Origin of the sequence: Bradyrhizobium sp. RDM12, from assembly GCF_051917485.1 — a bacterium.
Classification (GTDB): domain Bacteria; phylum Pseudomonadota; class Alphaproteobacteria; order Rhizobiales; family Xanthobacteraceae; genus Bradyrhizobium.
This window is the reverse complement of the sequence record NZ_CM133064.1, coordinates 7612927-7625777: the sequence shown is the minus strand read 5'-3', so window position 1 is coordinate 7625777 and position 12851 is coordinate 7612927. Positions and strand designations below refer to the sequence as shown.

At 63.9% G+C, this 12851-nt stretch carries 11 protein-coding genes and 1 pseudogene; 6 read left to right on the top strand and 6 right to left on the bottom strand.

Annotated features, from left to right (window positions below; all coding sequences use genetic code 11):
* Positions 1 to 98: 98 nt before the first annotated feature.
* The 4 genes and pseudogenes from ACTGJ9_RS37140 to ACTGJ9_RS37125 all read left to right on the top strand — a co-directional run bounded on the left by ACTGJ9_RS37140 (position 99) and on the right by ACTGJ9_RS37125 (position 4368).
* On the top strand, positions 99 to 896 hold the full coding sequence (locus tag ACTGJ9_RS37140) for an adenylate/guanylate cyclase domain-containing protein (protein WP_456675066.1): 798 nt from the start codon (positions 99 to 101) through the stop codon (positions 894 to 896).
* Positions 897 to 1085: 189 nt separating this feature from the next.
* Positions 1086 to 1946, top strand: coding sequence for a tyrosine-type recombinase/integrase (locus ACTGJ9_RS37135; protein ID WP_456674985.1), 861 nt, complete (start codon positions 1086 to 1088; stop codon positions 1944 to 1946).
* Positions 1947 to 1966: 20 nt separating this feature from the next.
* Entirely contained in the window at positions 1967 to 3193 is a 1227-nt protein-coding gene (locus ACTGJ9_RS37130) for an IS91 family transposase (protein ID WP_456675065.1), read from the top strand.
* Between the two features lie 416 nt (positions 3194 to 3609).
* Positions 3610 to 4368, top strand: a pseudogene (locus tag ACTGJ9_RS37125) (IS5 family transposase).
* Between the two features lie 9 nt (positions 4369 to 4377).
* On the opposite strand, the gene ACTGJ9_RS37120 reads toward ACTGJ9_RS37125, so the two are convergent.
* The 4 genes from ACTGJ9_RS37120 to ACTGJ9_RS37105 form a co-directional block, all read right to left on the bottom strand.
* Entirely contained in the window at positions 4378 to 4770 is a 393-nt protein-coding gene (locus ACTGJ9_RS37120) for a glycosyltransferase family 9 protein (protein WP_456675064.1), read from the bottom strand.
* On the bottom strand, positions 4763 to 5857 hold the full coding sequence (locus tag ACTGJ9_RS37115; RefSeq protein WP_456675063.1) for a tetratricopeptide repeat protein: 1095 nt from the start codon (positions 5855 to 5857) through the stop codon (positions 4763 to 4765). The genes ACTGJ9_RS37120 and ACTGJ9_RS37115 overlap by 8 nt, the downstream gene beginning before the upstream one ends.
* Positions 5858 to 6004: 147 nt before the next feature.
* Positions 6005 to 6421 carry a hypothetical protein gene (locus ACTGJ9_RS37110; protein WP_456675062.1) on the bottom strand — a complete coding sequence of 139 codons (417 nt, stop codon included), beginning with the start codon at positions 6419 to 6421 and terminating at the stop codon, positions 6005 to 6007.
* 32 nt (positions 6422 to 6453) lie between these two features.
* Positions 6454 to 7032, bottom strand: a complete 579-nt coding sequence (locus ACTGJ9_RS37105; protein ID WP_456675061.1) for a hypothetical protein — start codon at positions 7030 to 7032, stop codon at positions 6454 to 6456.
* Between the two features lie 576 nt (positions 7033 to 7608).
* Here ACTGJ9_RS37105 and ACTGJ9_RS37100 point away from each other — a divergent pair.
* A complete protein-coding gene (locus ACTGJ9_RS37100) occupies positions 7609 to 8853 on the top strand; it encodes a lipopolysaccharide biosynthesis protein (protein WP_456675060.1) in 1245 nt (414 codons plus the stop codon).
* 67 nt (positions 8854 to 8920) lie between these two features.
* Here ACTGJ9_RS37100 and ACTGJ9_RS37095 read toward each other — a convergent pair whose 3' ends face one another.
* Positions 8921 to 9154 (bottom strand): hypothetical protein, encoded by a 234-nt coding sequence (locus tag ACTGJ9_RS37095; protein WP_456675059.1) that lies wholly within the window; start codon positions 9152 to 9154, stop codon positions 8921 to 8923.
* A 535-nt stretch (positions 9155 to 9689) separates the two neighbouring features.
* Complete coding sequence (locus ACTGJ9_RS37090) at positions 9690 to 10889, bottom strand: IS256 family transposase (RefSeq protein ID WP_456675058.1); 1200 nt, start codon at positions 10887 to 10889, stop codon at positions 9690 to 9692.
* A gap of 548 nt (positions 10890 to 11437) precedes the next feature.
* On the opposite strand from ACTGJ9_RS37090, the gene ltrA reads away from it, so the two are divergent.
* Positions 11438 to 12847, top strand: a complete 1410-nt coding sequence (gene ltrA, locus ACTGJ9_RS37085) for a group II intron reverse transcriptase/maturase (protein ID WP_456675057.1) — start codon at positions 11438 to 11440, stop codon at positions 12845 to 12847.
* Positions 12848 to 12851: the final 4 nt, after the last annotated feature.

The following is a 12851-nucleotide window of genomic DNA, read 5'->3' as shown; positions in this document are numbered from 1 at the left end:
TGACGTAGCGGCCGCGCTGCTTCGCTGCGTGCTGTTGCCAAGGCGCGAGCGTCCAATTACGCTCCAGCCCCGCCCGTCCATTGATTGGCCGCACGTTCATGCCCAAATTCCTTCGCATCGGCCTGCATCAGTCGAACGTATCAGGATACACCTCAAAAGCATGGTGCGTGCGGCGGGTCGGCTCGGCGGTGTTCCTGAAATGGGGCGCCGTGGAGGTGCAGGGCGCCGGCAGGGGACGCAAGGTTTACTGGACGCGTCTGCCACAGGAGAAAACCATCCGCTGCGGCACGGCCGAGCGCGCCCGGGACTACACCAAATCCGCGATCGCGCGGCGGCGCAGCCACGACTATGAGCCGCTGACGGGCGCTATCTCGATCCGCCGCAAATCCGCCAATGGCAGCGCCGATTCCAAGCAGGCGCTGGCCACGATCCTGATCGTCGACATCGTCGGCTCCACCGCAAAAGCCGCCAAGCTCGGCGACGCGCGCTGGACCAAGGTGATGGGCCTGTATTACGCGGCGGTTCGCAAGGAGCTGAAATCTTTGCGCGGCAAGGAAGTCGTGACGACCGGCGACGGCGTGCTCGCGACCTTCAAGGCGCCTGTCGCCGGCATCAATTGCGCGACCGCGATCCGCGAGGCCGTGCGCACGCTCGGCCTCGATATCAGGGTGGGCCTGCACGCCGGCGAATACACCATCAGCGGCGGCGAGATGGTCGGCATCGCCTTCCACATCTGCACCCGCGTCGCCGCCAAGGCGCGCGCCGGCGAAGTCCTGGTCTCGCGTGCGGTGAAGGATCTGCTCGCGGCGCAATCCCAGATCCGCCTCAGGGATCACGGCAGCCACCAGCTCAAGGGCGTGCCGGCGCGGTGGCGGCTGTATCGGGTGGAGAGTTAGGGCATGATCCGGAAAAGTGCGAAGCGGTATTCCGAGAAGATCATGCTCAAACAATAAACTAGAGCCTGTCCTCAAGTAGAGGATTGAACGAAGCCGCTGCCGCGGCGTGAGGGGCAAGGTAGCGTAGATCGCCTCCTGGCTGAGAGGATGTGGGTGTTGGAGCCCACCCCCTCAGACAGGAGTATCGAGATGGCCGATTTGAGCCCTCTTCGCCGCCGCATGATCGAAGACATGACCGTCCGCAATCTGTCGCCGGCGACGCAACGATTCTACATCAGCGCGGTTTCGAAGTTCAGCCGCTATTTTGGCCGATCGCCTGACCGGTTAGAGCTGGAAGACGTCCGCGCCTTCCAGGTGCATCTGGTCTCGACCGGCATCTCATGGCCGGCGCTGAACCAGATTGTCTGTGCGCTACGGTTTTTCTACGGCGTCACGCTCGGCGAGGCGCTCATCCCGGAGCGCATTCCCTATGCGCGAGAACCGCGCAAGCTGCCGGTCGTTCTCAGCGCCGACGAAGTGGTGCAGTTCCTCGAGGCCGTGTCCAGCCTGAAGAGCCGCGCCGCGCTCACCACCGCCTATGCGGCCGGGCTCAGGGCCTCCGAGGTCGCGGGACTGCGGATCGAAGACATCGACAGCGCCCGCGGCGTCATCCAGGTGCGCCACGGCAAGGGCGCGAAGGATCGCAACGTGATGCTGTCGCCCCAGCTGCTGGGCATCCTGCGCACCTACTGGCGGCTCGCCCGGCCGCGGCTTTATCTGTTCCCTGGTCGTGACGAAGATCATCCGATTGATCCGACCGTGTTGCACGCCGCCTGCCGCTCGGCGGTGAAGGCCGCGGGCCTGACCAAGCGCGTCACGCTGCACACGCTGCGCCACAGCTTCGCGACGCATCTTCTCGAGAACGGAACCGACATTCGGATCATCCAGGTTTTGCTCGGGCACAATAATTTGTCGTCGACGGCGCGCTATACGCAGGTCGCCACTCATACCATCCGGGCGACGCAGAGCCCGCTCGACCGCCTGTCGCTGGAGGTGACGCCATCTGGATGATCAGCGGCGGGATGCGGGTGATGATCCGCCCCGACAGCCGCTGCAACAGGCCCGCCATCGAGATTGCCGATATTCTGCGCCGGCATGGCGACACCTATCGCCGTGTACATGCCGGTCATCTCGGTCGGGTCGAGCGGCGCGTGATGAGCGCGATCGTGGCGTGCCGGACCGAGGCGCTCGGCGGCCACATGGAGGCTTGCGACGACTGCGGCACGACACGCGTCGCCTACAATTCTTGCCGCAACCGGCACTGTCCGAAGTGTCAGGGGCCAGACCGAGCCGCGTGGCTCGCCGCGCGAGAAGCCGACCTGCTGCCGGTTCCCTATTTCCACGTCGTCTTCACACTGCCGACTCCGATCGCCGCGATCGCCTTTCAGAACAAGGCCATCGTTTATGCGATCCTGTTCAAAGCCGCCACCGAGGCAATGTCGACGCTCGCCGCCAATCCACGCCGGCTCGGCGCCGGGATCGGCGTCGTCGCCGTCCTCCACACCTGGGGGCAGGCGCTGACGCACCATCCCCACGTCCACTGCGTCGTGCCGGGCGGCGGCCTCTCGCCCGATAACGCGCACTGGATCGCCAGCCGACCAAACTTCTTCCTGGCCGTCAAACCGCTCGCCCGGCTGTTCAGACGCCTGTTCCTCGAACGTCTGACCGCCGCCTTCGACGCCGGCACCCTGAACTTCTTCGGCGATCTCGCATCCCTGGCCGAGCCTGCTGCCTTCGCAGCTCATCTCGTCGCTATGCGGCGCATCAGCTGGGTTGTCTACGCCAAGCGGCCGTTCGGCGGCCCTGCGCAGGTGCTGGCCTATCTCGGCCGCTATACCCATCGCGTTGCAATAGCCAACAGCCGGCTCGTAGCCCTCGACGAGGATCACGTCGCCTTTACCTGGAAGGACTACCGCCAGAACGGCGCGACAAAGATCATGAAGCTCAAGGCCGACGAGTTCATCCGCCGCTTCCTTCTTCACACGTTGCCCGACGGCTTCCACCGCATCCGCCATTTCGGCTTCATGGCTAACCGCCATCGCGCCGCCAGGCTCGCGCTTTGCCGTGCCCTTCTTGATCATGAGCGGACAGCGCCAAACAATATTGAGGCGTCGCCCGTGAGTTCGGACCCTCCGACGCGGGCCGAGGTTCCTCCCTGTCCCGATTGTGGCGGCGTCATGCGCATCGTCGAGCGCTTTCGACACAGCTTCAATTGCTCCAGCCCTCGAACATCACCGTTCCAGTGCGACACATCGTGAGCCAGCTCATGCCATGTACGACAATCATCATGTGTCATCCCACTCCCAGCGGCTCGATCATCGTGGACGCTGTCGAATCCGTGCTGCCACATTGTGCGACAACAACCGCCCGATGCAGCGCTCCGCCCATCGCCACCGCTCGCAAAGCGCGTCTGATCCCAATCCATTGCCGATGCGCACATCTCGTGTCGCTGCCGCACACGCCGAGCCGGCAGACCGGACCTCGCGATCTCCAACAATCCCCATAGCTGCAAAACCGCGCATAACCGCCCGCGCCTTCGTTCAATCCGGCTTCAATGAGGTCGCACAACTGCACCTGCCGCACCATCGCGTGAACGCGACCTCACAGAACCCTCCAGATTCCCAAGCAGATTATCGCGTGATTCATAGGCGGTCAGCTGATTCGGAGCTGACAGATGCGCCGCTACGCCCTTCGGGACGATCAATGGGACAGGATCAAGGATATGTTGCCGGGGCGTGAAGGGCACGTGGGGGTAACGGCCAGGGACAATCGGCTGTTTGTAGAGGCGGTAATCTACCGCTATCGGGCCGGCATTCCTTGGCGGGACTTGCCGGAACGCTTTGGCGACCCGATCAAGATCCATACGCGCTTCTCACGCTGGGCCAAGAGCGGCGTGTGGAAGATGCTGTTTGAGATGCTGGCGAGCGATGCGGATAATGAGTACGCCATGATCGACAGCACGATCGTGCGGGCGCATCAGCACAGTGCCGGCGCACAAAAAAACACGACGAAGACCAGGCGATCGGGCGCAGCAAAGGCGGGCTGAGCACCAAAATTCATGCGCTTGTCGATGCGTTGGGCAATCCGCTGGACTTCATCCTGACGCCGGGCCAAGCCCCATGATCTGGAAGGCGCCGACGCGCTGCTGCCGGATATGGCGGCCGAGACCTTGTTGGCAGACAAGGCCTTCGATGCCGACCAGCGGGTGATCGAGCCGTTGCTTGCACGGGGAAAGTCGTTCGTGATCCCGCCCAAGAGCAACCGCAAGGTTCAACGCGAGTTCGACAAAGACGCCTACAAGGCACGCCACCTCATCGAGAATTTCTTCTGCAAACTCAAGCAATACCGCGCCATCGCCACCCGCTACGACAAAACCGCCAGAAATTTCCTCGCCGCAATCCACCTTGCGGCTACTATCATCTGGCTCAATTGAGGACAGGCTCTAAAGCGCGAGGGCAGGTTCCGGCGCGTCCTGCGCTTTGTCGCGGCTGCGCCGCGTGGACACCAGAGCCTCCAGCTCGCCGCGAACCTTGTCGACGACGCTGCCCCAGTCGCCTCGCTTCGGCTGCCTGAACAGCTTCATGGACTGATACCACGGGCTGTCGTCGCGATTGAGCAGCCAGCGCCAAACCGGGTTGAAAGGCAGCATGGCCCAGACCGGCGCGCCGAGCGCGCCTGCGAGGTGCACGACGCTGGTGTCGACCGAGATCACCAGATCGAGACAGGAGACCAGCGCTGCCGTCTCGCCGAAACCGCTGAGCTGCTCCGTCAGGTCGAGGATGTCACAGCGTTCGCGGAGGAAGGCGCGGTCCTGATCCCTGATGCCTTTATGCAAGGAGACGAACTGGACGTCGCAATCCAGCAGAGGCGCAAGCGTGCGCAGCGATATCGACCGGTTGTGATCGTTCTTGTGAGCCGGATCTCCCGACCAGGCGAGGCCGACGCGCAAGCGCGTGCGGGGATGAAGCCGCTCCTCCCACGCCATCGCGCGCCTCGGCCGGCGGCGCGGGAAGAAAACCTTGCGCGAACGGGATCGTGTCGAGCCGCGTCCCGAACGCCAGCGGCAGGCTGCCAAGCGGGCAGTGCAGGTCGAACGCCAGCGACGTCACAGACGATCGGTCGACACAATGTGCGACGCCGGGCACGGCGGCCAGTAGCTGCTGCACCGCGGGCTTGACCTCCAGGATGACCTTAGCGCCGAGCGCGGCCACGAACGGCACGTAGCGCGCAAACTGAATGGAATCGCCCAGGGCTTCGTCAGCATGAACCAAAATGGTCTTGCCTTCGAGCGGCTGGTTACCCAGCCACAGGGCTTGCGAGAATCCGCGATCGGCTAGGCCGAGCGACGGCGCCTTCCAGCGCGCCTCGCGCCCCGCCAGGCCCCGCTCGAAATCTCCGGTCAGCATCTGCAGCAGCGCGAGATTCCAGATCGTGTCCGCATTGCCAGGCTCGATGGCCTGCGATTGGTGAAAGGCCGCGAAGGCCTCGTCCAGCAATTGCAGGCTCCACAGCGCCCGCGCCTTTTCGTTGAGCGCTGCGGAAAAGTTCGGGCGGAGCGCGAGCGCGCGATCGAAGCTCGCGAAGGCTTGCTCCATCCGGCCAAATCTCGCATGCAGCGAGCCGAGATTCTTGTGCGTCTCCGCCTCGCCGGGGTTCAGCGCAATCGACCGCTCGAAGTCGGCCTGCGCTTCCTCGAATCGGCCCAGCCGCTGCAGGGAAAGCCCGCGCGTCTGATACAGCGGCGCGACGTCAGGATTGAGCTTCGCGAAGGCGTTGAAGCAGTCCAGGGCTTCGGCATACCGGCCGAGATTGAACAGCGCCTGGCCCTGTTTCGCCGTCTCCAGACCTCTGGCGGCCGCGAGGTTTTGCGGCGCGATCCTCTGCGATTGCTTGGCCGCGGCCCAGCGTTCTCGGCGGTTCATGAGGTGACCAGAAAAGCTGTGCTCGCGGGCTGACCGAGCGCAATCGGATTGCCCATTGAGCCAGTTTCTGGTCCGAAGCTGGTGCGAGGCTGGCGCGGGGTGAAATGCGATGGTGCCGGCGCGTCGTCGCCGGCCGAACCGCGAGACTCAGCTCGACAGCAGCGCGCGTGCGGCGCGGGCGAGGCGACGACCGGTGGTCTTCTGCCGAAGTGCCTCCGTCCAGTCGAACATGCTTGAATTGATGTCATAGTCGCCGCGCTGGGCTTCCGGTATCGCACCGGCCTCGACGCGTGCGATCAGCTGTGGCAATTCCCGATAGAATGCGTCCGAGCGATACGGCGGATGGAGCGAGTAGAGCCCGGCTCCCGAACCGAGAAAGTCGATACGGGAAAGTCCCTTGCGCATCATGGCCGAGGTGATGATCTCCTCGGCCGGCATCGACAGCGGCGACTGGCGAAACAATTTTGCGCGGATCCGGCGACGGAGATTCGGACGCACCAAGTCCAGCGCCCCGATCGATGCATCGAACTTGCCTTGATCGAGAACGAAGATCCGCGTGCTCACGCTGCGAAAGCGGTAAGCCGGGTAGGCGGCGGTCAGCCGCTCGGGCGGTTGATCCCGGTCAACCCCGCGAACGATCCATGCAAATCGCCGAGCGTACCGTCAGCGCGGGGCGGACCGGGAAGTGGTCCGGCGAACAGCGCATCCGGCGTCGTCCTCAGCCAGCCGATCGCCTCCTCCAGCCAGATCTGGCTGCCGCCGCCGAACAGCATGTCGCTGTCCATATGCACCACGTATTGCGCGTCCGTCTTCAGCAGGCCGTAGAAATAGGCATGGAAGGGTCCGCCATCGAAAGCCTTTTCCGGATAGATGCGGCTCGTCGAGAAATAGCGCTGCCGCACGGACTCGAGCGCCGCCGGCGAATAGTCGACCTCGACAATTTCCGCCTTCGGCGACTGCCGCACGATTTCTTCCAGGATTGCAAACAGGCGTCCGCGGCTCTCGTCATAGGCATGACCGGTGTAGCGGCCGCTCTTGCTCTGCTTGGTATCGACCGTGAATACGATACGATCGACCTGATCGCCCCACACCTCCAGCTGATGCGGAAGTGTGTGGACCGCATGGCGCACGTCCAGCGGATGCAAATTGATCTGAAGCGCGGATCTGACCTGCATCTCATCTCTCCTTGCCGGTGAATTGGTGCGTGTATCCGCAATTTATCAAAGAAGGCCTTCTGCCGAGGCCAATTCGCGCTTCGTCGTTAATAAACCGCGGCAGATTCGCAGCGTGTATATGCCTTCAAAAGGACGGTTACTCTGTCGTCGAGGCGGGACATCCTGCGGAGGCGTCAATGATGGAGTAACCATGTTTGTTAAGGCAAACGCGTGCTGCGAGTCTGCCGCGGGTTCATTAACGCCGCAGTGCGAATTGGGCTTCTATAGAAAACCATCTTTGACGAATTACGGATATAAGCAGCGACGTCGGCAAGACCCGAAGTTCAATCTGAAGAGCTGTCGAGGCGCCTGATTCAGAAGATCGCCCCGGAGATCAGGAGCAGCAGCGTCCATCATGCTAAATCGATATTTCTCCATCTATCTCGGTGCCCAGCTGATTCCGGCGGTGATCGGCTTCCTCTCGATCACCGTGTTCACCCGAATGCTCAGCCCGGCGGAGTACGGCGTCTATGTCGTCGGAATGGGCATCGCGGAATCGCCGGGTCGGTGTTTTTCGCGTGGATACGATTGTCGGTCGTGCGCTATCAGGCGATATCCTCGGAAATAGATTTCCGCGGGACGGCGATCGTTGCCTTTGGCGCAACGGCGGTGTTGGCGTTTTGCGGCGTTCCCGCCGCGGTGCTGCTGCTCGGCCGGGACGTCGATATCTATGTGCTATGCGGTAGTATTTTTGTCGCGCTCAGCGTCGGCGCGTTCGACATATCGCAGGAGTTCTGCCGCGCCAACCTGAAGCCGGTCCGTTATGCGGCCGTCGGCATTTCGCGCAGCGTGCTGGGCTTTGCGATTGGATGCCTTGCGATCGGGATCGGTTGGGGAGGGCTCGGGCTGCTCGGAGCGGTCGGACTGAGCTTTCTGATCGGAGCGCTGGCGTCCGGCCTCGAAGGTGGCGCCCGGCTCGACACCTATCGACACGAACATTTGGTCAAGTTCGCCCGCTACGGATTGCCGCTCTCCGTCGGTGGATTGTCTTTCGGGCTTTATAGCGTCAGCGACAGGTTGGTCGTGGCCTATCTGCTCGGCGACGACGCGGCAGGGCATTATGGCGTGGCCGCCGATCTTCCGCGCCAGTTCATGGTGATGCTGGCATCGAGTGTGGCGGCGGCGACCTTTCCTCTCGTGTTCCGCGCGCTGTCTGAACAAGGCGTTGCTGCGACCCGCGCGCGATTGAACGAGAATGCCGAATTGCTGCTGGCCGTTGTGGTGCCGGTCGCTGTCTGGCTTTCGTTTGCCGCGGACCAGGTCGTGGGAACCCTGGTCGGCTCGGATTTCCGGGCAAGCATCCTGCTGCTGCTGCCGGTGCTTGCGGTGGCGCGGCTGTGCGGGGTGATCAATCAGTTTTATGTCCAGATCAGCTTTCAGTTGTCGGAACGGTCAGCGCTGCCGATTGTCCAGTCGGTCGTGACCCTGGCGCTCGGCACAGCACTGATGTTCCCATTGGTTGCGAGATTCAACCTGATGGGCGCGGCGTATGCTTCGCTGGTGACCGAGGCCACGGGGCTGGTGCTCGGGATACTGCTGGCGCGCCGCGCCTTTCTGCTTCCGTTCGAGCCGCGCCGGCTGGCCAAGGTACTCGCTGCCGCGGTCGTAATGGGCGCGGCGATCTATGCCGCAAGGATCGCGGTCGGCGGCACGGGGTTGCCGTCGCTGCTGGTCGTCACGGCAGCCGGCGGACTTGCTTATGCGGCCGCGGTCTGGTTGCTGGATGTCGTTCACGTGAGAACGGCAATGATGTCCTGGCTTCGCCCGCGAATGGTGAGCTGATTGTGATTTCCGGCTCGATGGCGATCTTCGCCGGGGAACGCGCTGGGCCCGGTTTTGCAACAAACATTCACCCTGAACCCGTCGCCTGCGGGGTGATTTGTCTCAGTGCTTTCGGCGTCAGCTCGTAGCGATCGCCGGCTTTGACCAGCCAGCCCGCCTCGATCAGGCGCCGCGCCATGCCTGCTCCGCACAGCGGGTGGTTGCCGCCGGGATGAAACAGCGCCCTCTCGTGTTCGATCAGGTAGCCGTAGAGTCGCGCCTGTCGAAGCGGGTTTTGCATCCCTGGTGTGGGCCCCTCCATGGTCTCCAGCGCAGTCCTCAATGGCAGGCCGCCGTTTGCCGGAATTGTGCGACCCGGCGCGGCTCAATACGCAAGGGCCGAAGGCTGTTCCAATGCCCCTTCCAATAGTTGGATGGGCGTCGGCGAAGCGGGCAGATCCGCGCACGTCCGGCCGGTGCGAAACGAGCCCGCGATCATGCCGCCGGTCCGGATGAGCTTTGCTCAGGCCCCGCCGACGGCTCGGACGACGGTACCGCTGCCTCCGCACGTGGCGCAGGGAGCGCCGTCGATCCGCCCCTTGCCATGGCAATCAGGGCACACATCTTCGCCGGTGCCCGTTGTTCCCGGCGGAGCTTCATCACCGGGGTTGAGTGCCGGCGAACCGGCTGGCGATGTTCCGGTCTTCGCACCTTGCGTGTCGGAAGCGTTGATCCTGGTCATCTGCACCTCCTCGAAAAGACCGCAACGCGCCTTGCCGGGGGAAGTGCCGATCGTGTCCCGTGGCGTGGTGTAGCTGGCGGTGGATCACCGCGTTCGCCGGCGAGAGCCGGGCTGGTCAGCTGGTGATAGCCGTGAGGCTGACGCTCGGATCATCGCTCAACGGCGCGATTGTTTCCAGTGTCATGTAACGGGCGCGCTGGACGGCCCATTCATCGTTCTGTTCGGGCAGGATCGCGCCGATGAGGCGAACGATGGCGTCCTCATTGGGGAAGATGCCGACCACCTCGGTCCGCCGCTTGATCTCGCCGTTGAGGCGCTCGATCGGGTTGGTGGAGTGCAGCTTGGTCCGGTGCTGCGGCGGGAACGTCATGTAGGCCAGCACGTCGGTCTCGGCCTCGTCGAGGAAGCCGGCCAACTTCGGCAGCTTCGGGCGGAGCTGGTCGGCGACCTTGCGCCACTGGGTTCGCGCGGCCTCGGCATCGTCCTGTGCGAATGCTGTGGCAATGAAGGCCGAGACGACGCGGCGGCCGCTCTTGCCGGCATGCGCCAGCGCGTTGCGCATGAAGTGGACGCGGCAGCGCTGCCAGCTGGCGTTGAGCACCTTGGCGACAGTGGCCTTGATGCCTTCGTGGGCGTCGGAGACGACCAGCTTGACGCCGCGCAGGCCGCGGCGAGCGAGCTTGCGCAGGAACGCCGTCCAGAACGTCTCGGCCTCGGAGGGACCAATATCCATGCCGAGAACTTCACGCCGGCCGTCGCTGTTGACGCCGACCGCGACAATCACCGCGACCGCCACGATGCGGCCATTCTGGCGCACCTTCACGTAGGTGGCGTCGATCCACAGATACGGCCAGTCGCCCTCGATCGGGCGGGCGAGGAAGGCCTTCACCTTGTCGTCGATCTCCGCGCAGAGCCGGCTGACCTGGCTCTTGGAGATGCCGGTCATGCCCATGGCCTGGACCAGATCGTCGACCGAGCGGGTCGAAACGCCCTGCACATAGGCCTCCTGCACCACGGCGGTGAGCGCCTTCTCGGCCATGCGGCGCGGCTCCAGGAAGCCCGGGAAGTAGGAGCCCTTGCGCAGCTTGGGAATGCGCAGTTCGACCGCACCGGCACGGGTCTCCCAGATCCGGTCGCGGTAGCCGTTGCGCTGGGCCAGACGCTCGGGGCTCTTCTCGCCATAGGCCGCCCCGGTCTGGCCTTCGACTTCCAGCTCCATCAGGCGCTGGGCGGCAAAGCCGATCATCTCGCGCAGCAGATCGGCGTCCGGGGTCTTCTCTACGAGCGTGCGCAGGTTCATCATGTCGTCGGTCATCGGTGGTTCCTCGGTTGCGTTGGCGTGTCGCAACCCGATCCTACCGGAGAACTGCCGGTGGCCACCGCAAAGCCGCCCGCCCGCTACGGCGCTATTTGAGGGCGCGCGTCCGGGCGGCTTTGCTCTACCGAGCTACACCACCACCGGGGAGTACGTCATGCCAAGCTGATGACTGCTTGTGGGTGCAAGTCCCATCCGGCCAAAGCCGAAGCAGGCAGGCCGGGACCGAGTCTTGCGGGCGTCGCGGCAACGCGGGGTTCGAAGTGTAGACAGGAGCCATGCGGGGTGCGGGAATGAGCCTCGAAAGGTGGATGTTCGCGGAGGCCGAGTGTGTTCCCTAAACACGAAGGCAGCATGAGCATCGTCGTTATGCGAGACGATGCCACTCCGTCGGGGTCGATGGCCGGATCACGTATGGAAGGTAATCATCGGAACATGAGAGGCCCGACCGGGTCCGTTGGATTGGTCTCCAACGGGGGGCAGCGGCAAGGCAGTGCCGGAGCCGCGGTCCGAGCTGAGGTCGGGAGTCGGACTGGTTCATAGTACCTGTGAAGTCGTCGAAGGAAACGAGACGCATGGAGGGAAGGGGCCAGCCCGAGGGGAGCCCGCGCGAGAAGGCCAGGGTCCGGACACAGAGCCGGGTTGCCTTGCCGCCGAACCTCGAACGGGTGAACGCGGCGGCCAAGCAGGCTGCCCAAACCCGGTTCACAGCCTTGCTGCATCACGTCGACGAGGACGCTCTGCTTCGGGCGTTTCGACGACAAAAGCGGCAGGCCAGCGCGGGGGTCGATGGGGTAACGGTGGCGAAGTACGAAGAGAGGCTCACGGATAACCTCCGCGAGCTCTGCCGACGCGTCCATACGGGTCGCTACCGGCCACAGCCGGTACGGCGAGTCTACATCCCCAAAGCCGATGGCGGTAAGCGGCCTCTCGGTGTGCCGGCGCTAGAGGACAAGATTGTCCAAAGCGCAGTCGCCGAGGTGCTGAGCGCCGTCTATGAGGCCGACTTCCTCGGGTTCTCCTACGGCTTCCGGCCGGGGCGGAATCCTCATATGGCGCTTGACGCCTTGCACACGGCGATCATGAGCCAGCGCGTCAACTGGGTGCTCGATGCCGACATACGCAACTTCTTCGACTCGGTCGACCACGAGTGGCTGCTGCGGATGGTGGCGCACAGGATCGCCGATCCTCGCATCTTGCGGCTCATAGAGCTGTGGCTGCGGGCCGGCGTTCTTGAGAGCGGCGAGAAGCAAGAAACGGACAGGGGTACCCCGCAGGGGGCGGGCATCAGTCCGCTCCTCGCCAACATCTTTCTGCACTACGTCCTTGACCTCTGGGTCCACCAATGGCGCCGTCACCGCGCACGCGGTCGCGTTGTGGCCGTGCGCTATGCGGACGACTTCATCATGGGCTTCGAGAGCAAGGCGGATGCGCAGGAGATGCTCTTGGCCCTCAAGGCGCGGCTGGCCAGCTTTGGCCTGATGCTTCATGAGGGCAAGACGCGGCTGATCGAGTTCGGTCGATTTGCGGCCCTCTCGCGTCAGCGGCGCGGCGAGCGGCGACCCGAGACCTTCGCCTTCCTCGGCTTCACCCACTATTGCGGGCGGACTCGGGACGGCCGGTTCATCGTGAAGCACAAGACGGAAGGGAAACGCCTGACGCGCAAGCTGACGGCGTTGCGCCAGGACGCCTGGCGGCTCATGCACGAGTCACTGGCCACCCAGCACGAGTGGTTCGCCGCAGTGCTGCGTGGACACTACGGCTACTACGGCAGGCCGCACAATTATCCAGCGCTCAACGGCTTCTATCGCGAAGTGCGTCGGACTTGGCTGCGCTGTCTGAGACGGCGCAGTCAGAAAAGTCGGCGCATGGGCTGGTCGGAGTTCGAGACCCTGACGGCACGTTTCCGTCTGCCCGTTCCACGCATCACTCGCACTTGGGCGCAGGCGCGGATATGACGCG

Coding starts and splice junctions, on each gene's coding strand:
- ACTGJ9_RS37095 (WP_456675059.1), bottom strand. CDS start 9,154: ATGGAGGGGCCCACACCAGGGATGCAAAACCCGCTTCGACAGGCGCGA.
- ACTGJ9_RS37135 (WP_456674985.1), top strand. CDS start 1,086: ATGGCCGATTTGAGCCCTCTTCGCCGCCGCATGATCGAAGACATGACC.
- ACTGJ9_RS37140 (WP_456675066.1), top strand. CDS start 99: ATGCCCAAATTCCTTCGCATCGGCCTGCATCAGTCGAACGTATCAGGA.
- ACTGJ9_RS37115 (WP_456675063.1), bottom strand. CDS start 5,857: ATGAACCGCCGAGAACGCTGGGCCGCGGCCAAGCAATCGCAGAGGATC.
- ACTGJ9_RS37090 (WP_456675058.1), bottom strand. CDS start 10,889: ATGACCGACGACATGATGAACCTGCGCACGCTCGTAGAGAAGACCCCG.
- ACTGJ9_RS37130 (WP_456675065.1), top strand. CDS start 1,967: ATGATCCGCCCCGACAGCCGCTGCAACAGGCCCGCCATCGAGATTGCC.
- ACTGJ9_RS37105 (WP_456675061.1), bottom strand. CDS start 7,032: ATGCAGGTCAGATCCGCGCTTCAGATCAATTTGCATCCGCTGGACGTG.